This window comes from Edaphobacter flagellatus (genome assembly GCF_025264665.1).
Taxonomy (GTDB): domain Bacteria; phylum Acidobacteriota; class Terriglobia; order Terriglobales; family Acidobacteriaceae; genus Edaphobacter; species Edaphobacter flagellatus.
In genome coordinates, this window is record NZ_CP073697.1 from 259,635 (window position 1) to 279,623 (window position 19,989).

The window sequence follows — 19,989 nt, forward strand, 5'->3', positions numbered from 1 at the left end:
GGCAACGTGTGGCGATGGATCGTAAAACCGTGGGAAATTCTACTCTTCAGAACGTGACATCGAATGGAAAATTCAAGTCCAGCGCGATCTCGCAGCGCATCAGCACATAGCCGAGCCTCTCGCGGCATGAAACAATGTTTTTCATGCGAATTGCGTATCTCGACTGCTTTGCCGGCATCAGCGGGGACATGTTCCTCGGAGCCCTCATCGACGCTGGCGTTGATCCTCAAATTCTTCACACGGCAGTCGCAGCGCTGAATCTGGACGCTTCACTGAAGATCGAACGAGTCGATCGCAGCGGCATCTCCTGCACGAAGGTCACTATCCTTGAAGCGGGCAAGCCCGCAGAAACAACGCATCCGCATGAAAAAACGCACGACCACTTTCACGAGCAACGCACTCACGAAGAGACGACGCATCATCACCATCCGAAGACACAGCATCAGCACAAAGCTGGCAATCATCACCCGCATGAGGAGCCGCACCAACACAACCACACTCACGAGCACCACGATCACGCCCATGGACGCTCACTCACTGTCATTCGCCAGCTCATTCAATCCGCAAAACTCGCTGAGCCAGTCAAGCAGACAGCAATTCGCGCCTTTGAGCTCCTGGGCGCCAGCGAGGCCAAGATTCACAACGTTAGCATCGAAAAAATTCACTTTCATGAAGTCGGCGCCGTCGACGCCATCGTTGATATCGTCGCTGCCAGCGCCGGAATCCACGCACTCAACATCCAACGCTGGTACTGCTCGCCTCTGAACGTCGGCGGAGGCACCGTTGACTGCGCACACGGACGCTTCCCTGTACCAGCTCCAGCCACCGCCGATCTTCTACGCGATGTCCCAACATATTCTGCGCACATCCAGCAGGAGCTCGTCACGCCAACGGGAGCCGCGATCATCCGCACTCTTTCTCCTGCCTTCGGCCCTCAACCTGCGATGCGTGTTCAGCAAATCGGTTACGGTGCGGGCACGCGCAATCCAAAAGACTTCCCAAACACGCTGCGTATCTCCATCGGCGAGACGGAGGACGCAAGGCAGTCCTCTGTCGCTGTGCTTGAAACCGCGCTCGATGATCTCTCGCCGCAGATACTGGCTCATGTTACCGAGCGCGCCTTTGAACTTGGCGCTCTCGATGTCATGTCCACCGCCGTGCAGATGAAGAAAGGCCGTCTCGGCACGCTCATCACCATCCTCGCCGACGATGCGCAGGTCCGCGCCCTGGAAGAGCTTCTCCTGCGCGAGACGAGCACGCTCGGTGTCCGCATCCATCATGAGCGGCGAAGCTGCCTCGAACGCACGTACACAACCGTGACCACCCCCTACGGAGACATACGCATCAAGATTGGAATGCGATTGGGCGAGGTCTTCAACGCCGCGCCAGAGTTCGAAGACTGCCGCGCTGCCGCCGCTAAACACGCTATCCCCGTAAAGCAGGTACAACAGTCCGCAATAGCGGCATACTTCACGGGAGCGAAAAACTAGTTTATGAATCGAAGCACCCTACTCGATCTGCTGGCTGCCGTAGAACGCGGCGAAGTCGCGCCAGCCGCAGCCGCCGAACGACTTTCATCACTTCCCTTCGAAGACATCGGACACGCGCGCATCGATCACCATCGCACACTGCGCAGCGGCCTACCCGAAGTCATTTACGCCGCGGGCAAATCCCCCGAGCAGACTGCCGAGATCTTCGCTCGCATGGCAGCCGCCGGGTCAGACGTTCTCGCAACCCGTGTCGACGCCCCGGCTGCGCTCGCTGTCCTCAATGCCGTTCCCGCAGCAACACATCACCCTCAGGCACGCGCGATCACTCTCCGGCAATCCACCCAGCCGCACACCCGCGGACACATCGCCATTGTCTGCGCCGGCACCAGCGACCTACCGATTGCCGAAGAGGCCGCAGTCACAGCTGAGCTCTTCAACGCCCAGGTCACTCGCCTCTACGACGTCGGCGTCGCCGGTATCCATCGCCTTCTCGCCGTGCGGCAGCAACTCGCCGCCGCAGACGTCGTCATCGTCTGTGCCGGCATGGAAGGTGCACTGCCCTCCGTCGTCGGCGGCCTTGTCGGTGTCCCGGTCATCGCCGTCCCCACCTCGGTCGGCTATGGAGCCTCCTTCAATGGAGCCGCCGCCCTGCTAGGCATGCTGAACTCCTGCTCACCCAACGTAACTGTGGTCAACATCGACAATGGATTCGGAGCTGCCTACTCTGCCACTCTGATCGCTCGCAGTGCTCACCCTGAGCCTTAATGAAAAGATTCGCTCCACCGCTGGTATCATCAAACCATGACACAGCTTGATGTTCTGTATCGGTATGCCATCCCTCCTACCGAAGCCGTTGCTCTGGCCGTCGCGCGAGCTCGCGAGGTCTACGGCGTCCGTCGCATCAGCTTTGACGAGGCCGAGAAATCCGTACGCGTCGAGTATGACGCCACCCGCCTCAACGAAGCAACGATCCACCAACTGCTCCGCCGCGCCGGACTCGACATCATCGAAAGACTTCCGATGTACACTGAACCGGCTCCTGTAGCGGAACCAGCTCCCGCGGCCGCTGCCAAGTAGTCAGAATCTGTTGTAAGCTTTTCCCGCGCGCCCGTAGCTCAGCTGGATAGAGCATCTGGCTTCGAACCAGAGGGTCGGAGGTTCGAGTCCTTCCGGGCGCACCAGTCTAGAAACGAAAAGGACGCATCCGCTGAGGATGCGTCCTTTCGGCTTTAGTGTGACATCGCTCCGTTGAAGCTCTCGAAGAAGGCATCGTACTTCTCCTTGCCGTTATACTCCGCAAAGCGCAGCGGCTTGACGCGCTCAACCAGAATCTCCGTAGCATCCGGCTGCGTCTTCAGCAGCTCGATCGTCTCCGCAATGAAGTCCTTCAGCGGCATCGCCCGCGGATCGCTTGCCTGCCCTTCTCCCATTAGCTCTGTCTGCACATAGGGCGGAGCCAGCTCGATCACCTGAATATTGCTCGACTTCAGCTGATAGCGCAGCGACTGGCTATAAGAATGAATCGCCGCCTTCGTCGCGCAGTAGGTCGGAGTAATCGCCAGCGGAATAAACGCAAGCCCTGACGTAACCGTCATGATCGTCGCGGCAGGTTGCTTCATCAGCAAGGGCAGCAACGCCGCATTCAATCGCATCGGACCAAGCAGATTGGTCGCGATCATAGCCTCGGCATCGCTCGTCGTGTCCCGCTCGAGCAGGTTCTCCGGCCGCATGATGCCTGCGTTATGAATCACAACATTCAGTGTCGGATACTCCTTTTCCATCTGTGTCCCAAACGTGCGAATGCTGGCCGCGTCTTCAATATCCATCGCAACGGCCACCATCCCAGGATTCGCCGCAATCGTTTGATCAAGTACCTGCTTACGCCTGCCAGAGATGATGATCTTGTTGCCAAGCTTGTGCAGTGCCTCGGCAAGTCCACGGCCGATTCCCGATCCGCCGCCTGTAATCAAAATCGTGTTGCCCGCCATCTTCATTGCAACCTCCTCACTTCCATCTGCATACTATGACCGTTACTTACTAATGGGAAGTAGGCACCTTTTAGTCCTATACTTTCCCTAAAGAGAGTGAGAAAAACATTGGGAAAATCGGCCAAAACGAAAGCTCCAAAAATCAAACATACCCCTCCGCATCCTCCTGCAGAAGTCGATCCGAAAATCGAAGCGCTCGTTCGCGAGATCATCGAGCGCGTCGCCGACAAGTGGACCATGCTTGTCCTCGAAGTGCTGGTCGAGCACGGCACCGTGCGTTTCACGCGACTCGGTGAGCTGGTGGGCGGCATCAGTCAGAAGATGCTCACCAAGACCGTACGACAGATGGAAAGTGACGGACTCATCACTCGCACCATCCATCCCGTCATCCCGCCGCGCGTCGAATACACACTCACCGAACTCGGCCACAGCCTCAGCGCAGCCTTCTGCGGCGTGTGGATCTGGGCCGAGCAGCACTACGATGAAATTGCCGCATCCCGAAAGCGTTTTCGTGAGCAAGTAACTCCGAACCAGGGATAGCAAGTGACTCCAGCCAGCTATCAGGATCAGTAAGTTTTCCTACGCTGCATTTGATCTAACAGCCGAAGTCCGGTATATTGAAAAGGTTGCATCTAACGCAATGTGCGCCCGTAGCTCAGCTGGATAGAGCAACTGGCTACGAACCAGTAGGTCGGACGTTCGAATCGTTCCGGGCGCACCATACACTCCCTTACAACAGAACAACTCCCAGGCTGATAGAGCTTGCACGCTCAGTTCGAATCGCCGTCCATCACATGCTGTGGCAAATCGCGCAGCGTAGCCTTTCCGTCCTTGTAATCGATCCTCCACACCCGATCGAACTGCTGATCCGGCCACGGTGCATAAGGAGGCTGCGCACCCAGCGCAGTCACCAGCGCTGGCAACGTGCCGTGATGCCATGCCACCAGAACCACCTTGCCCGCATACTTTCCGCTCAGCAGCTCACTGGCAAGCGCGGCATAATCCTCATTCGCAATCCTGCTGTCGATCGTCAGATGCAGCGACTCCGCCAGCGGCGTTACCGTCTCAACCGGCCGATTCGAGTGCTTGCTCTGGTGCGTCGCAAAGATCACCTGCGGCACCGGCAGATCGGCACGCTTACCGTCGAAGAGTCCCGGCAACAGCGACGCCCTCTTGAACCCCACTGGCGACAGATCAAGCCTGCCATCCGTCAGTTTCTCCGCATGGCGAATCAGCAGAATCGTCGCCGGAGGCTCCCCCGTACGCTTTACCGGGCCGGACGGGGCAGCTGGACGCTCCTGAACCGCCGATTGTGCAAAACCGGGGGCTGCTAGCAAAACCAGCAAAAACAGGCAGATAAACCGCTGCAGACTCATCATCGTACGCATCACCCTCCCAGCATCCGTCACCAGCCCAGAGCATTTTATAAACAGCACATAAATTCTTCCTGGGCATTTCTCCCTAAATCACTCTTTCGCTGAGCATTTAATTCTGGACTGAATCAGTCGCAATAATTGACGACCAATTTAGTCCTCAATAAACTATGAAGATACCGGCAACGAGGTCAGAACCAAACCTCGCGCGTACGGATTTGAGGCAGGCCTGGCCGCAGACTTTGGCCTTCCCGGGGGAAGAGAAACACCTCATGTTGCAGGCATTTATCATCACGCTCCGCGAGGGAGTCGAAGCGTCCCTCATCGTCGGCATCGTCTTCGCCTACCTCACCAAGATCGGCCGCCAGGAGCTCAAGCGCACCGTCTTCTGGGCACTTGGCGCAGCACTTGCTGCCAGCGTCGCAGTGGCCATCGTTCTCTCCCACCTGCAGATCAACACCGACATCTTCGAAGGCTGGGTCATGCTCGCCGCCGCGGCCTTCGTCATCAGCATGATCTGGTTCATGCACAAGACCGCCCGCACCATGCGTGGCGATATCGAACAAAAGATCGCGCAGTACACCGGCGAACAAGGCGTCTCCAAAGCCGGACTCTTCTTCTTCGTCTTCCTCCTCGTCCTCCGCGAAGGCGTCGAGACCGTGCTTATTCTCTCCGCCGTCACACTCAACTCCACCGAGCTGCTCAGCTTCACCGGCACACTTCTCGGAGTCGCCGTCGCCGTCGTCTTCGGCGTCCTCTTCGTGCGCGGCAGCGTCCGCATCAACCTGCAGCGCTTCTTCCGCGTCACAACCGTCATTCTCTACTTCGTCGCCTTCCAGCTCATCGTCAGCGGCCTCCACGAACTCAGCGAAAACGGCGTCCTCCCCTCCAGCCAGACCGAGATGCGGCTCATCGGCCCTATCGTTCGCAACGATCTCTTCTTCTTCGTCACGATGCTCGCGCTCGCCGGCCTCATGGTCCTCATGGAGTACCGCCGTCGCGCTCCCATGCAGCTCGCCGCAGACGCTACCCCCGCGGACCGCCGTCGCGCCGAATGGACCCAGCGTCGCGAAAAGATGTGGATGAACGCCGTCGTCGCCACCAGCTTCCTCTTCATCTTCCTCTGCACCGCCGAATTCATCTACGCCAAGAGCTCCACAGCGCTCTCGCCCACCACCGCCGTCACCCTCGTCGGCAGCCAGGTCACCGTGCCCACCGCAGAGATCAACGACGATCAACTCCACCGCTTCGGCGTCCACGTCGACGACGGCAAAGGCGGCAGCCCCGAGGTGCGTTTCCTCCTCTTCAAGAAGCCCGACGGCAACATCGTCTCCGTCGGCGACGCCTGCCGTATCTGCGGCCCCGTCGGCTTCTACATCGGCTCGCAGGGCATCACCTGCAAAATGTGCGCCTCGCCCCTCAATCCCTCCTCCATGGGGCAGGAGGGCGGCTGCAATCCCATCCCCCTCAAAAGCACCATCTCCGGCGGCCAGGTCATCATTCAGGCCGCTGATCTCAAGACACTCGTCTCCATCTTCGAGCGATAAGGAGCAAAGGCGGCAGTCATGTTCTTTCGACTTTTGATGGAAAGCTTCCGGCGGCAGCGGCGACGCAAGACACTTGCGGGCCTCGCGATCCTGCTCGGAACCACAGCCATCACCGCCATGCTCGCCCTCGCCCTCACGATCGGGGACCGCATCCACAACGAGCTCGCCGTCTACGGAGCCAACATCATCGTCTACCCCGCTGCCGATCAGCTCGAAGTTAAAGTCGGCGGTGTCGATGTCAAACCCGTCTCCGGCGCTGCTTCTCTGAAAGAGTCTGACCTCAAAAAGCTGCGCGGCATCTTCTGGGCCAACAACATCACGGGCGTCAGCCCAGAGTTGCCCATCCGCATCATCGGCAAGACGGCAAATGGAACTGCTGTGGACGCTTCGGCAACCGGCCTCTGGTTCAATCACGCTCTCAGCAGTGGTGGAGGAGCTGCGCTCACCACTGGAGCACCACAACTTCATCCTCTCTGGAAGCTGGATGGGGCTTGGCCCAATGAATCTTCCACGAGTTCCGACACAGCACAGGCCGTCGTAGGAGCCACGCTTGCCTCACAGCTAGGCCTCCACATCAACGACGTCATCCAGACGACCGCAGTCAGCAAGCCCATCACATTGCATATCACCGGCATCGTTTCGTCGGGCGATGACGTCGACAATCAGCTCCTGCTGCCTCTCAACGCGGCACAAGCCATCGTCGGCACGCCCGATGCAGTCCGCCGCGTCGAAGTCTCCGCCCGCACCAAACCCGAAGACGCCTTCGCCCGCAAAGACCCCGATTCCCTCTCGCCCAAACTGCGCGAGGTCTGGTACTGCCGCCCCTACGCCAACTCCATCGCCTACCAGATCCGTGAGGCCATCCCCGGCAGCCGCGCCGAGCAGGTACGCCGCGTCGAGCAGAGCCAGGGCAACGTGCTCAAGCGCATCAGCGGACTCATGTGGCTCATCAGCGCCGCAGCCATGCTCGCCGCAGGCTTCGCTGTCAGCGCAGCTATGGCCACGGCCATCCTCGAACGCCAGGGCGAGATCGGCCTCATGCGCTCCCTCGGAGCCAGCAAGGGTGCCATCGCCCTGCTCTTCTACGCCGAAACCGGCCTGCTCGCCCTCTTCGCCGGATCGCTCGGCTATCTTGCCGGTTCCGGCCTCGCCGCCTGGCTCGGCGCACGCATCTTCGGCTCCGCAGGCACGGGCACGCATCTGGCCTTGGCCGACATTCTCAATCCCGTCCTGCTCCCCGTCGTCATCGCGCTCGCGCTCTTCGTCGCCATCGCAGGCAGCACACCCGCCATCCGCCGCGCGCTCACCATGGATCCCTCCGCCATTCTGAGGGCCGACGTATGAGCCGCCAGTTGAGCATGATCTCCATGCTGCGCCGCTCACTCGTGCATCGCCGCGCACGCAGCCTCTCCGCGCTGCTCGCCATGACCATCTCTGCCGCAGTCGCCACCGCCCTGCTCACCCTCTACGCCGACCTCGACTCCAAGCTTCACCGCGAGTTTCGCAGCTTCGGCGCAAACATCGTCATCACTGCCGCCGACAACAAGCCTCTGCCTCCCGACACGCTCGACCGCGTTCGCGCCGCCGCAGGCTCCGATGCCATTGCAGCCGAATTCGCCTACGCCGTCGCCACCACCGACCGAGGAACACCTATCGTCGTCGCCGGCACCGACTTCGACACGGCACGCCGTCTCAACTCTTCGTGGCAGGTCGCTACATGGCCTTCAGCAAGCGATATCAACGCCGCGCTCCTCGGCCAACGCGCAGCGCAGTTCATCGCCGACGAGCACGCCGTCACCCTCACCTTCGCCAATCGTCCCATGACCTTCAAGGGCGCAGGCCGCCTCACCACCGGCGGCGACGAGGACAGCCGCATCTACATCCCGCTCACAACACTCACCACGTGGACCGGCACCCAGCCCAGCGTCATCGAGCTCCAGGTCCCCGGGGGCGCTGCGCAGGTCGAATCCGCAATCGCGCGACTCCAGCAACAGCTTCCCGGCCTCAAGGTCTCACCCGTCCGTCAGCTCGTCGAAGGCGAGAGCCGCATCGTCGACAAGACGCACGCGCTCATGTACGGCTCCGTCATTCTCATCGCGCTCACGGTAGCCGTCAGCGTCCTCGCAACGCTCTCCGCCAGCGTGCTGGAGCGCCGCCGCGACTTCGCTTTGATGAAGGCGCTAGGCAGCTCGCAGATGCAGCTCATGTCGATGTTTCTGCTGGAGGCCTTCGTCCTCGCTCTTGCGGGCGTCGTCGTCGGATACATTCTCGGCTCAGCCGCAGCGCTCGCCATCAGCCAGCTCAACTTCCACACAGCCACCCTGCCGCGCATCGGCGTACTGCCTCTGGTGCTGTTGCTCAACATCCTCATTGCGGCGATGGCCGCAATGTTTCCCGTCCGCGTCCTCCGTCGTCTTGAGCCCGCGGCCCTGCTGAAAGGCGAGTAAGACCGATGGTCAATGACACCCCGGCAATCGAAAGCATGATCGAGCTGACGCGCCCCGACTGCGCCGTCATTGCGCTGCACGGCGTCACACGCGAGTACGAAGGCCACGCCGGCAAGGTCTGCGCCCTCGACCACGCCTCCTTCTCCATCGTCGCTGGCGAATGGGTCGCCATCACCGGCCCTTCAGGCTCCGGCAAGAGCACCCTCGTCAATCTCCTCGGATGCCTCGACCGCCCCACCGCGGGCCAGCTTCACATCGACGGCGTCGACGTCGCCACCATGTCCGCGACCGAGCTCGACCGCTTCCGCGCCGATAAGATCGGCTTCATCTTCCAGCAGTTTCACCTCATCCCGTATCTCTCCGCGCTCGAAAACATCATGCTCGCGCAGTACTTCCACTCCATGACCGACGAGAAGGAAGCCCGCGCCGCGCTTGAGCGTGTCGGCCTCGGCCACCGCGCCGACCATCTCCCCAGCGAGCTCTCCGGCGGCGAGCAGCAGCGCGTCTGCGTCGCCCGCGCCCTCATCAATAACCCGCCAATCCTTCTCGCCGACGAACCCACCGGAAACCTCGACGCGGCCAACCAGAAGATCGTCGCCGGCCTGCTGCAGGAGCTTCACGCTCAGGGACACACCATCGTCATGGTCACCCACGACCCCGAGATGGCCGCACTCGCGCAACGCCGCATCGCGCTCAGCCACGGCAAAGTCTTCTGTCACCCAGTCGGTGGTCCCGTCGTTATGCTGCGTCGAAAGACCGACGTCTAACGCCCGTAATCTTTCCAGGTTGAGCCCTGCTCTGGAGCAATTTCCAAAGAAGTGTCCTTCCAGGCGGAGCGCAAAGCGCGCAGTCGAGAAACCCTCTGCATTTCGTCTTTGCCTTTAGCGCTCGCCCCAGCTCAGCTTGCTGCGCAGCACATTAAACAACCCATTCTTGCGCGGACGCAGCAGCCGCACCCGCTGCTCCGACCTGCAGCAAAGCACCTGATCATCCACCTGCAGCTCCACGGCCTCCTGCCCATCCACCGTCAGGTAGGTCAGGTTCGGCACGCCCTCAATGTGAATCATCACCGTCGAATCGCCCGGCACCACAATCGGCCGAACAGTCAGCAGGTGAGGGCAGATCGGGGTCACCACCAGCGCATTCACGGAAGGCATCACAATCGGACCATCCGCCGCCAGGTTGTACGCCGTCGAACCCGTAGGCGTCGAAACGATAATCCCATCCGCGCGCAACGCCGCTACAAACTGCTGGTCGATCTCGACCGAAAAGTCCGCCATGCGTGCAATCGCGCCCTTCGACACCACCACATCGTTCAGCGCATCCCAGTGCCGTATCGTCGAGCCGCGACGTCGCAGCTCCACATGCATCATGTCGCGTTCTTCAATGCTCGCGCAGTTATCGCACCACGCCTCCAGCGACGAGTACAGGTCCGCTAGGGGCACCTCCGTCAGAAATCCCAGCGACCCCAGGTTCACTCCCAGAATCGGCGTCGGCGAATGTGCAAACGCACGTGCAGCAGCCAGCAGCGTTCCATCGCCGCCCAGCACAATCACCAGGTTCGGCTTCTCCCGCGGCATCTCATTCCGCTGCACCGACCGATTCGCCTCCAGATACGCTGCGCTGTGCGGGTCCAGCAGAGGTTCGTAGTCATGAGCCTTCAGCCACTCCATCAGCTCCGGCAAAATTGAGGCAAGCTCCGGCTTCTGTGGCTTCGAGATGATGGCTGCCTTGTACATGGTCGTTTTAGTGTAACGGCTCCTGCGCTGCCCGCTGCACCGATTCTCCAAACACGGCTCGCAGCAGATACTCGTGGTTACCCTCCATCCCCTGTATCGGCGAATCGATAACCTCAAGCTGCGTGCCACCCAGCCCAGCTACGCACTCCGTCACGCGTTCAATCGCGGCCTGCCTAGCCTGCTCATCGCGCACAATGCCGCCCTTACCCACATTCTCCCGCCCTGCCTCAAACTGCGGCTTGATCAGCACGACCGCACTCCCGCGCCATGGCTGCCCTTCGCTTCCCAAAGCCGCCAACACCGCAGGCAATACCAGCGTCGCCGAGATAAACGAGACATCCATCGACAGGAACGCAGGAACCGGCTGCCCTTCCACCAGCAGCTCTCCCGGCTGCAGCAGACGAGCATTCGTGCGCTCTCGCAACGTCACACGCTCATCCGAGCGCAGCTTCTGCGCAATCTGCCCATAGCCCGTATCGACAGCCAGCACGCTCGCCGCACCCGCCTGCAACATGCAGTCCGTGAACCCTCCCGTCGAAGCCCCGATATCCACCGCGCGCACGCCCGTCAACGAAATCTTCCAGTGCTCCAGTGCATGCTCCAGCTTCAGCCCGCCGCGGCTTACATACTTCAGGTCCGTCCCCAGCAGGCGAATCACGGCATCCTCAGGAACACTCATGCCCGGCTTGTCGATCTTCTGTTCGTTCACCAGCACGCGTCCCGCCAGAACCAGCGCCTGCGCTCGCTCCCGCGAAGCCGCATGCCCCTGCTCCACCAGCATCTTGTCCAATCTGTTCTTCATCGGCAAATTCTTTTCACCCACGGGGGGACGCTCATTCGTTAAGGTACAACGTGACGTTCCATAGGTTAGAGTGGCTAAGAACACTGCATCCGCAATCCGACCAGGCCGCCGGGACGTATTGATGTATAGAGAGATGGGATTGGCAAATACTTCGCCACGCACACCGCACGATGACGCAACACTGCTGTCTCTCGTGCGCCGTGGAGACGAACACGCCATGGCCTCCCTCTACGACCGCTACGCGAAGATCGTCTATTCCGTTGCGCTCCGTGTTCTGCGCGATCCGGCATCCGCAGAAGACATACTTCAGGAGGTCTTTTTGCAGGTCTGGCGCAATCCCGAGCGATACGTCGCTGTTCGCGGAAGCCTTGGCGCGTGGCTCACCGTCGTCACCCGCAATCGCTCTATCGACGCCCTGCGCCGCAAAAAGCCGCTCGAAACCATCGACGACGTCTCCCTCGCCTCGCAGTACGATCTCGCCGCCGACGCCGAGCGCAACACCATGGCCGAGAAAGCGCGCACCGTCATCTACAAGCTTCCCGCCGAGCAGCGCAAGACCCTCGAAATGGCCTTCTTCGACGGCCTCACCCACTCCGAGATTGCCGAGATGACCGGCGATCCGCTCGGCACCGTCAAGACCCGCATCCGCAGCGCGCTCACCACGCTGAGAAAGGCATTCCTCGCATGAGCTCCGTCAGCCACTACGATCCCGGCGATCTGGCTCTCTTTGCCATGCAGCTGCTTCCGCGCAATGAGCACGCGGCTATGAGCGCGCACATCAGCGACTGCAGTTACTGCCGTCAGGAGCTCGCCAACCTGCAGGGCGATCTCGCCGCCTACGCCCACGGCGTCGAAATGCACTCGCCGCCCGCGCTCGCCCGCGAGCACTTCCTCAATCAGATCGCCCGCGAAAAGCGCTTCGCCCCCGGCACATCACCAATCGAACACGAGCCTGCCTTCGAGCCTTCACGTTTACCCGACCGTCCCGGTTTCCAACGACCGGAGCGTACACCGCCCCCACGCTCAGAACGCTTCGAGCGGCTCGAAGCTGCCGCCGCTGGCCTTCCCATGGGATATGCCAACCGCAGCCAGGCCTACCCCACCGGACTGGGCAGCGGACGCTACCTCGACGAAGACGACAACGAGCAGAACCGCGCCTCCCTGCCTGCGCGTCTCTTCACCAACGTCTTCCCCTGGATCGGCTGGGCCGCCGCCGCTACGCTCGCCATCTTCGCAGGAAACCTCTACCACGAGCGCAATGCGCAGCGCGTAAGGCTCACCGCACAGGCTGGCCAGATCGACCGCCTCAGCTCCAATGCCGCTGCTGCGCAGCAGCTTCTTGAGACCCTCACCGACAGCTCGGCTCGTCAGGTTACCCTCACCCAGGCCAACACCACGCCTGAGCCTCCGCGTCCCCAGGGACGGGTCACCTACGTCGCCTCCAGGGGAGCCCTCATCTTCCTGGCCACCAACCTGGAACCCGTCGATACCTACAAGACCTACGAGCTATGGCTCATACCCTCCGACGGACGCGACCCCATCCCCGCCGGCACCTTCCGCCCGGACAATCGTGGAAACGCCAGCGTCGTCCTGCCGCCCCTGCCAAAGGGCATCGAGGCCAAAGCCTTCGGCGTCACCCTCGAAGACGACGGCGGAGCTCAAACTCCCACCATGCCCATCCTCCTCGCCGGAAACTAGCCCTCACGGGCTTGTGCTCACACTGCGTGTGGAGGGATCTGCTTTTCTACTCTCCGCCCCCAAAATCCTGTCAAGCCCCCTAAAATCGCATCTCTCACATTCCAAAGGAAATAAACCCACAAAAATCTGCCGATTCACCCTCACCCATTTGCTAAACTTAAACCATGGTTAGAAAAAGAAAGCCCCGCCATGCAGTGGGGCTTTCTCCTTTGGAATCAATATTTTTAGGGATAACTACCCTGCTTTCAATATTTTACCTCGTGCAAATCGCGTAAAGACAAGCAACAAAAGGGGTTATTGAAAGTACCCGGGGGGCTAGGGTAGTTGTGCCCTTACCTGCACACCTTTACCCTGCAGCGGAATCGTTGTCTCGACCACATCCGTGTCCGTGCGGATAACCGTCATGCTCGTCGACTCCGGCGAAGTCACATAAACCTTGCCCGTCGGCGTGCCATTGATCACCGCAATGAAGTTCGGATGCACCGTCGCAGGAACCGGAATCGTCGCTGTGACCGTGTTCGTCGTCAGGTTCACAACCGAAACTGTGCTGTCGGCTTTGTTCACCACGTAGGCGCGCGAACCGTCTTGCAGCACCGCAACCATCTGCGGATTGACACCGACAGGAACCGTTGCCAGAACCTGCCCGAATCCGTTCGCATCAATCGGGTTCGTCGGATCGCAGTTCGGATTTCCAGGCAGCGCCGCAGCCGAGCACAACGGAATGTTGATGATGCTCACCGAGCCCTTCGCCGTTCCATTTCCGGCATTTGCAACCACAAGCTCATTGCGCGTCGGAGCAAGATCCGCCCAGATCGGTGAAGTTCCCACCGGAATCGGATTCACCGCCGGAGACGGAACCGCATCCAGCTGGTTCGCCTGCGAGTTGATCACAGAAACCGTGCCGTCAGCCTGGTTCATGATGAACGCGCGCTTACCGTCCGATGTCATCACGCCATAAACGGGCGTATTGCCAACCGGAATTGTGTTCGAGATCGTATTGCTGGAAGTTTCAATCGCCGCAACCTGTCCGTTGCCGCCGGCTGCATTCTGGCTGATCACATACTGCCGGGCCGCGCCCGAGTAGCCAGCGATGTAAACCGGGTTATATCCGGCAGGAATCGGAAGCTCCTGATTGAGTGCCGGAGGAGATCCCTTCAGCTGCGCCACAGCCGAGCGTCCAGGCTCCGTGATGTACGTCGATGTCGCATCAGCAAAAATACTGTTCGGCTTCGCACCGGTCAGCAGCGTCGTCTGAATCACATCTCGCGTCTGAAGCTGGTTCGAGACGTCGAAGCTGGTCATCGTGCCATCGCCATTCAGCGTATAGCCCGTATTGCCGCCAGCGTTCATGATGAAGTAATAAGGCGCAACGCCAATATTTGCCGTAATCAATACCGTATCGCCGGAGAAGTCGACAATCGTAACCAGTCCGGGAAGCCCATTCCCGGGATCGGAGATCGCTACGGCATACCTCTGCGGCTGCCCCGCAGGACCAACAGGATTGATCGCCGACACCACCGGCCGGTAAGTGTTGCCGCACCCTGTAACCATGCTCAGGGTTGCCGCCGTCAGGGCAAAGGCTGCAATGGCTCTGGCCTGAAACCGGATTCCGGACCGCTTGGACTGCCGGCTTGTCCGGCCTCCGTTACTTCCTGCTGCTTCGATTCTTGCTAAGTGCAAAACTACTCCCGCCGTGGTGCTGGTTGTTGGCTATCCTAAGTCAGATTGTAAATCACTGTGAGCGCTGGATTGGACAACGACGGTCACTCTTCCGGCTGGAACCACACGATATCCCCAATAAGGGATCACGCCCAGTCACGCGCGCTGACCTGGATCGTCGGCCTCCTGCTGGCAGCCGCTGCTGCCGCACCTCCCATCGCTGCACTGAAACTTGGACTCCCGTTGTGGCCTCTTGGTTTGCCGCTCGTCGCCAGTTTCATCTTCGGAGCCGTCGTCTTGACCCTGCGGGCAGCAACTCCAGGCGGAGTCGCTCTCGGGATGCTTATTTGCTTCCTGCTCACCCAGTCGCCTCAGGTCTGGACCGGCTTCTCCACCTTCCCAATCGAACGCCCCGCTCTGCCTGCGCTGATCGGAGTCTTTGTCCTCTCCTTCGTGGCAACAAAGTTCGGCCGCACTCGTAAAGAAGCCCGAGGTCTGGCCGAACCCCGCCGAGGCCGTCGCGCCTCGCAGATCGTCGCCAACCTCGGCATCGCCGCTCTCTTTGCCGCCTCAGGCCGTTACGAAGGCTGCATCGCTGCCCTGGCCGAAGCCGCTGCCGACACCGTCTCGTCCGAGATCGGACAGGCGATCGGAGGCCCAGCACGCCTGCTTACCAGCTGGAAGCCAGTTCCCTCCGGAACAGACGGCGCTATCAGCATAGCGGGAACTTTGGCTGGCGTCGTTGCCGCCGCCATTATCGTTATCATCGGCTCACTTCGCCACGCTCTTACACCGCATATCGCAGTCACATTTCTCGCAGCGTGCGCTGGCCTCTTCTTCGACAGCCTTCTCGGCGCCACAATCGAACGAAAGGGATGGATTGGTAACGATCTGGTGAACTTCGCTTCAACGCTCTTCGCCGCCGCCGTAGCAACTCTCTTGAGCTAGAACCCCTCTTCGCCCGCTAACCAGCGACGAGCCCAGCCAACGTCGAGATGGAGCTTCGACGCTGTATAGCTCAAGATCTCGTGCATATAACGCATCGTGAGATCGTAGTTGCTGATGTGCCCCACCGTCGCGCGCGGCGAAGTGTACACATCCAGCCCTGCGTTACGACACAGTTCGCGGATGCGAAATAAATGCGTGCCATCCGAGACAACAACGATATGACGCAGATTGTTCTCCCTGGCGATAGAAGCCAACCGCCGCACCTGCTGTTCCGTATCGAACGAATGTGTCTCTGCGATGATATTGCCCAGCGGAATACCCTGCGCCAGCAGATAGTCTCGTCCGACAGCGCCCTCCGTGTTGCCGGAGTCTTTATTCAGTCCGCCGCCTAACGTAATCACAATAGGTGCGATCTGCTTGCGGTAAAGCTCGACAGCGTGATCCAGCCGAAAATGCAGCGTCGGCGAAGGTCGCCCAGAATATTCAGCAGCGCCAAAGACCGCAATGGCATCCGCCTGCTGTGCTTCATCCTGGTCCGCAACCTCGGCGATCTGCTGCGCCACATAGATGGACCATCCAAGCGCCGTCAGCACAAACGCAAGCACAAGGCTGCGAAGTACAACACGCCCGGTTGAAGGACGTCCGCGGCGCAGTTTGGAGCTGGATGGACTCATGGTGGGTGAAAGTTGAGTTTACGGCATATCACTTATGCAGCGGGAGGGCGATGTGTTATCGATGCAGTGTCAACGCGATCTCGTGCGTTGGAATTGCTCCCTCACGCAGAATCATCCACGAACTTCCACCACCGGAGAGATCGACGATTGTTGTCGCCATCGATCGCGCTGTCGGTCCACCATCGACAATCAACGGAATCTTGTCGCCCAGCTGATCGCGTACGCCGTTCGCATACGTGCACTCTGGCATGCCGGAGAGATTAGCCGAGGTCGCAGTAATAGGTAGACCAAAGGCCTTCACAACCGCGCGCGGAATAGCCGCCTCGGGAACACGAAGAGCCACGTTCCCCGTATTTGCCGTAACGCGCAAGGGGAGCTTCGAACCCGCCTTCACAACCAGAGTCAGCGGACCTGGCCAGAAACGTTCGGCGAGCCTGTCGAATGCTGTATCCAACCCGCGCGCCAGCTCATAAGCCTGCGCCACATCGCCGATCAGCAGAGAGAGCGGTTTATGCCGTGCGCGGGATTTCAACTCGTAAATACGATCCACAGCGCGGAGGTTTACCGGGTCGACTGCGAGACCATAAAAAGTATCCGTCGGCAGAGCGACAACCTGTCCTGAATGGAGTCTTGCAGCGACCTGAGAGACAAGCTCTGGTTCTGGCTCATCGGGATGAATGCGGAGGGTCTCGGCCGTCAAAATCGTAAAGCTCCTATCCAACGTGCGACATCTCGGAACATAGCACATGCGAACGCGGCACTCAACGTATCAAGTGCCTGAGAACGGCGTAAGATCAAAAAATGGCGGTTACACCAACGATCATCTCAAGCCGCGCCAATGCGCGAGTCAAGCAGCTTCGAGCGGCGTTTGCAGGCAACCTCCGTCTCAGCGAAGGGTTTGTAGCGATTGAAGGCGAACATCTGATCGAGGAAGCCCTACGCAGCGGGATCACGCCCCATGTTGTCTTCGTGAGCGAGCGCCGCGAAGCCTCATTTCGATTGCCGGAAAAAACCGAGATGATCGTTCTCTCGGAAAGCGTCTTTACCAGCGCTGCCGAAACCCGTTCTCCGCAGGGCATTGCAGCCTTGATTGAACCACGCAGGTATCGGCTCGACGAGATGATGCAGCACCCTGATCCGCTGCTTCTAATCGCCGTTGGCTTGCAGGACCCCGGGAACCTTGGCACGCTGATTCGCTCGGCCGAAGCCTTGGGTGCAGCGGGAGTTATCATCACGTCAGGAACTGTAAGCCAGTGGAATCAAAAAGCTCTCAGGGCGAGTGTGGGTAGCGTCTTTCGCCTTCCTGTTGCGACCTGCACAAAGGATGAGATCCATTCACTCTCGAGTCGCGGAGTGCGGCTATTGGCTGCTGTCGGAGCTGCCAATGCCGGAGTGATCTCTGCACAGCATGCTGATTTGCGCCGCGGGTGCGCAATTCTCATCGGCAATGAGGGCTCTGGCCTTTCGGATGAGTGGCTCGCGCTCGCAACCGAACAGATTACGATTCCCTGCCCTGGGCCTGTGGAGAGCCTGAACGCTGCTGTCGCCGGTTCATTGCTTCTCTATGAAGCGTCGCGTCAGAGGACTACCACCACGCTGCGGGGACCAGCAACTGACATGGAACGCATTCCGAATATGCAACCGCGCCGGCCAACCGGAGCAACACGATGAGCCTCTTCGACACTTCTCCGCTTGCAGCGGCCTCCTCGGTGCAGAGACAGGCTCCACTTGCGGAACGCATGCGCCCTCGCACGCTGGATGAATATGTTGGGCAGGAACATCTGCTGGCGCCAGGCAAACCATTACGCGTTGCTATCGAGAACGACGATGCCACCTCGATGATCTTCTGGGGTCCTCCGGGAACAGGCAAGACGACGCTGGCCAAGATCATCGCGCAACGCACGCAATCCAGCTTCATCGAGTTTTCAGCAGTACTGAGCGGCATCAAGGAAATCAAGCAGGTGATGGTCGATGCGGAAAAGGCCTCCCACCTCGGATCTCGCACGATCCTCTTCGTGGACGAGATTCATCGCTTCAACAAAGCCCAGCAGGATGCCTTTCTACCTTACGTCGAGCGTGGAACAATTCGCCTGATCGGCGCCACAACCGAGAACCCCTCATTCGAGATCATCGCTGCGCTACTGTCGCGGTGCCGCGTCTATACGCTCGTATCGCTGACAGAAGAGCAGGTTGTATCGCTGCTACGTCGCGCACTTATCGATCCGGAGCGCGGACTTGGCACATGGGGAGTCACTGCAGAAGAGGATGCGCTGGCGACGATTGCCTCTTACTCAAGCGGCGACGCGCGCAATGCGCTGAACGCCCTTGAGGTCGCCTGCAATCTTGTGCGTGGACGCGGCGAGACTCTTCTGACCAGGGCCATTGCGGGCGAGGCGTTGCAGCGACGCATCCTGCTTTATGACAAGCACGGCGAGCAGCACTACGACACCATCTCAGCCTTGCATAAGAGCGTGCGCAACTCCGATGCGGATGCTGCGCTGTACTGGCTCGGACGCATGCTCGAAGCTGGTGAAGATCTGATGTATGTCGCTCGTCGTGTCGTTCGCATGGCCGTTGAAGACATCGGCCTCGCAGCGCCAGAAGCGCTTAATCTATGTCTCTCCGCTAAGGATGCTATGCATTTTTTAGGTCATCCGGAGGGGGAGCTGGCGCTGGCGCAGGCCATCATTTATCTTGCGCTCGCCCCGAAATCGAACGCCGTCTACACGGCTTACAACACCGTTCGCGGAGATATCGAAGCCACCGCAGCCGAATCAGTTCCGCTGCACCTGCGCAATGCACCGACAAAGCTGATGAAAGAGCTGGACTACGGCAAAGGCTATCAGTATGCGCACGATGTCGAGGGCCGTGTCGCAGATATGGAATGTCTGCCTCCTTCGCTCAAAGGACGACACTACTATCATCCAACGAACGAAGGCCGCGAAAAGCTATTAGCGCAACGCATGGAAGAGATTGCACGCATCAAGGACGAAAAACGTAAGCCCTAATTCTTGTACTTCACAGAACAACCGTAGGGACGCGTTGTCGTCGTGGGCACAGGCTTGCCTGCCATCGCTGCATCCAGCGCCTCATTCAGGTAGTTGTGCGCGGTCTTTATATCGGCCTGGTTTGTGGTTGGCTTGTCATCGATCGCCCCCTGATAGATCAGCTTTCCAGTGGGATCGATCACAAACATGTGAGGAGTCGTCTTCGCCTGATAAAGACGGGCAATCGTTCCCTCGGGATCGAGCAGAGCTGCTGTAGGAGCAGCCTTCATTGTCTTGAGGTACTGGTTCTCTTCAGTTGGCGTTACGTTGCCCTGTTCACCGGGAGCCGACGAAATCACTGAAAGCCATACGACACCTTTGCTGGTCCACTCTCTTTGCAGAGCTTCCATATTGCCGCTCAGATAATGCTTCTGATCGTAGGGACAGCCTTTGTTCGCCCACTCCAGCACAACGTACTTGCCGCGATACTGCGACAGCGTGTGTGTGACACCGTTCGAATCGGTACCCGTGAAGTCGGGCGCCTGCACTCCTGGAACGATGGCGAACCCAGGAAGAGTTATGAGGGCGAATGCAATGGAAAGAAGACGGCGGTAGGACATGGATGAGTCACCTCCAC

At 59.7% G+C, this 19,989-nt stretch carries 21 protein-coding genes and 2 tRNA genes; 15 read left to right on the top strand and 8 right to left on the bottom strand.

Features of this window, described 5'->3' with window-relative positions:
- Window positions 1-143 precede the first annotated feature (143 nt).
- The 4 genes from larC to KFE13_RS01065 all read left to right on the top strand — a co-directional run bounded on the left by larC (window position 144) and on the right by KFE13_RS01065 (window position 2,671).
- Window positions 144-1,490, top strand: coding sequence for a nickel pincer cofactor biosynthesis protein LarC (larC, locus tag KFE13_RS01050; protein ID WP_260705275.1), 1,347 nt, complete (start codon window positions 144-146; stop codon window positions 1,488-1,490).
- 3 nt (window positions 1,491-1,493) lie between these two features.
- A complete protein-coding gene (gene larB, locus KFE13_RS01055; protein WP_260705276.1) occupies window positions 1,494-2,255 on the top strand; it encodes a nickel pincer cofactor biosynthesis protein LarB in 762 nt (253 codons plus the stop codon).
- Between the two features lie 36 nt (window positions 2,256-2,291).
- A complete protein-coding gene (locus KFE13_RS01060) occupies window positions 2,292-2,567 on the top strand; it encodes a hypothetical protein (RefSeq protein WP_260705277.1) in 276 nt (91 codons plus the stop codon).
- 27 nt (window positions 2,568-2,594) lie between these two features.
- Window positions 2,595-2,671, top strand: a tRNA-Arg gene (locus KFE13_RS01065).
- Between the two features lie 48 nt (window positions 2,672-2,719).
- Here KFE13_RS01065 and KFE13_RS01070 read toward each other — a convergent pair.
- Window positions 2,720-3,484, bottom strand: a complete 765-nt coding sequence (locus KFE13_RS01070; RefSeq protein WP_260705278.1) for an SDR family oxidoreductase — start codon at window positions 3,482-3,484, stop codon at window positions 2,720-2,722.
- A gap of 102 nt (window positions 3,485-3,586) precedes the next feature.
- Between KFE13_RS01070 and KFE13_RS01075 the strand changes: the two genes are divergently transcribed.
- A complete protein-coding gene (locus KFE13_RS01075; RefSeq protein WP_260705279.1) occupies window positions 3,587-4,018 on the top strand; it encodes a winged helix-turn-helix transcriptional regulator in 432 nt (143 codons plus the stop codon).
- Between the two features lie 104 nt (window positions 4,019-4,122).
- Window positions 4,123-4,199, top strand: a tRNA-Arg gene (locus tag KFE13_RS01080).
- 49 nt (window positions 4,200-4,248) lie between these two features.
- Here the strand turns inward: KFE13_RS01080 and KFE13_RS01085 are convergent.
- Complete coding sequence (locus KFE13_RS01085) at window positions 4,249-4,857, bottom strand: histidine phosphatase family protein (protein ID WP_260705280.1); 609 nt, start codon at window positions 4,855-4,857, stop codon at window positions 4,249-4,251.
- 266 nt (window positions 4,858-5,123) lie between these two features.
- Between KFE13_RS01085 and KFE13_RS01090 the strand changes: the two genes are divergently transcribed.
- Genes KFE13_RS01090 through KFE13_RS01105 form a run of 4 tightly spaced genes read left to right on the top strand, consistent with a single transcriptional unit; the run spans window position 5,124 to window position 9,612 of the window.
- Window positions 5,124-6,398 carry a Fe-S-containing protein gene (locus tag KFE13_RS01090; protein WP_260705281.1) on the top strand — a complete coding sequence of 425 codons (1,275 nt, stop codon included), beginning with the start codon at window positions 5,124-5,126 and terminating at the stop codon, window positions 6,396-6,398.
- An 18-nt stretch (window positions 6,399-6,416) separates the two neighbouring features.
- Window positions 6,417-7,742 carry an ABC transporter permease gene (locus tag KFE13_RS01095; protein ID WP_260705282.1) on the top strand — a complete coding sequence of 442 codons (1,326 nt, stop codon included), beginning with the start codon at window positions 6,417-6,419 and terminating at the stop codon, window positions 7,740-7,742.
- A complete protein-coding gene (locus tag KFE13_RS01100) occupies window positions 7,739-8,845 on the top strand; it encodes an ABC transporter permease (protein ID WP_260705283.1) in 1,107 nt (368 codons plus the stop codon). Before KFE13_RS01095 ends, KFE13_RS01100 begins: the two co-directional genes overlap by 4 nt.
- A 5-nt stretch (window positions 8,846-8,850) precedes the next feature.
- On the top strand, window positions 8,851-9,612 hold the full coding sequence (locus KFE13_RS01105) for an ABC transporter ATP-binding protein (RefSeq protein WP_260705284.1): 762 nt from the start codon (window positions 8,851-8,853) through the stop codon (window positions 9,610-9,612).
- A 114-nt stretch (window positions 9,613-9,726) separates the two neighbouring features.
- Here the strand turns inward: KFE13_RS01105 and KFE13_RS01110 are convergent, their stop codons facing one another.
- The gene (locus KFE13_RS01110; protein WP_260705285.1) at window positions 9,727-10,584 is read right to left on the bottom strand and encodes an NAD(+)/NADH kinase; all 858 of its coding nucleotides are present in this window, start codon (window positions 10,582-10,584) and stop codon (window positions 9,727-9,729) included.
- Between the two features lie 7 nt (window positions 10,585-10,591).
- Window positions 10,592-11,386 carry a TlyA family RNA methyltransferase gene (locus KFE13_RS01115; RefSeq protein WP_260705286.1) on the bottom strand — a complete coding sequence of 265 codons (795 nt, stop codon included), beginning with the start codon at window positions 11,384-11,386 and terminating at the stop codon, window positions 10,592-10,594.
- Window positions 11,387-11,519: 133 nt separating this feature from the next.
- Here KFE13_RS01115 and KFE13_RS01120 point away from each other — a divergent pair, with 133 nt between their 5' ends.
- Together KFE13_RS01120 and KFE13_RS01125 are read left to right on the top strand one after the other, a co-directional pair.
- The gene (locus KFE13_RS01120) at window positions 11,520-12,074 is read left to right on the top strand and encodes a sigma-70 family RNA polymerase sigma factor (protein WP_260705287.1); all 555 of its coding nucleotides are present in this window, start codon (window positions 11,520-11,522) and stop codon (window positions 12,072-12,074) included.
- Window positions 12,071-13,084: an anti-sigma factor gene (locus tag KFE13_RS01125; protein WP_260705288.1), complete on the top strand. Its 1,014-nt coding sequence runs from the start codon at window positions 12,071-12,073 to the stop codon at window positions 13,082-13,084. Before KFE13_RS01120 ends, KFE13_RS01125 begins: the two co-directional genes overlap by 4 nt.
- A 315-nt stretch (window positions 13,085-13,399) precedes the next feature.
- Here KFE13_RS01125 and KFE13_RS01130 read toward each other — a convergent pair whose 3' ends face one another.
- On the bottom strand, window positions 13,400-14,764 hold the full coding sequence (locus tag KFE13_RS01130; RefSeq protein WP_260705289.1) for a YncE family protein: 1,365 nt from the start codon (window positions 14,762-14,764) through the stop codon (window positions 13,400-13,402).
- A gap of 57 nt (window positions 14,765-14,821) precedes the next feature.
- On the opposite strand from KFE13_RS01130, the gene KFE13_RS01135 reads away from it, so the two are divergent.
- Window positions 14,822-15,691 (top strand): DUF92 domain-containing protein, encoded by an 870-nt coding sequence (locus tag KFE13_RS01135; RefSeq protein ID WP_260705290.1) that lies wholly within the window; start codon window positions 14,822-14,824, stop codon window positions 15,689-15,691.
- Here the strand turns inward: KFE13_RS01135 and KFE13_RS01140 are convergent.
- Together KFE13_RS01140 and KFE13_RS01145 are read right to left on the bottom strand one after the other, a co-directional pair.
- On the bottom strand, window positions 15,688-16,365 hold the full coding sequence (locus KFE13_RS01140) for a YdcF family protein (RefSeq protein WP_260705291.1): 678 nt from the start codon (window positions 16,363-16,365) through the stop codon (window positions 15,688-15,690). The two genes, KFE13_RS01135 and KFE13_RS01140, sit on opposite strands and share 4 nt — an antisense overlap.
- 55 nt (window positions 16,366-16,420) lie before the next feature.
- Window positions 16,421-17,065 carry an L-threonylcarbamoyladenylate synthase gene (locus KFE13_RS01145; RefSeq protein ID WP_260705292.1) on the bottom strand — a complete coding sequence of 215 codons (645 nt, stop codon included), beginning with the start codon at window positions 17,063-17,065 and terminating at the stop codon, window positions 16,421-16,423.
- 101 nt (window positions 17,066-17,166) lie between these two features.
- Here KFE13_RS01145 and KFE13_RS01150 point away from each other — a divergent pair, with 101 nt between their 5' ends.
- Both KFE13_RS01150 and KFE13_RS01155 read left to right on the top strand, forming a co-directional pair.
- Window positions 17,167-18,036: a TrmH family RNA methyltransferase gene (locus KFE13_RS01150; RefSeq protein ID WP_260705293.1), complete on the top strand. Its 870-nt coding sequence runs from the start codon at window positions 17,167-17,169 to the stop codon at window positions 18,034-18,036.
- Entirely contained in the window at window positions 18,033-19,373 is a 1,341-nt protein-coding gene (locus KFE13_RS01155) for a replication-associated recombination protein A (RefSeq protein WP_260705294.1), read from the top strand. Before KFE13_RS01150 ends, KFE13_RS01155 begins: the two co-directional genes overlap by 4 nt.
- Here the strand turns inward: KFE13_RS01155 and KFE13_RS01160 are convergent.
- Window positions 19,370-19,972 carry a thioredoxin family protein gene (locus tag KFE13_RS01160; protein WP_260705295.1) on the bottom strand — a complete coding sequence of 201 codons (603 nt, stop codon included), beginning with the start codon at window positions 19,970-19,972 and terminating at the stop codon, window positions 19,370-19,372. The genes KFE13_RS01155 and KFE13_RS01160 overlap by 4 nt on opposite strands.
- Window positions 19,973-19,989: the final 17 nt, after the last annotated feature.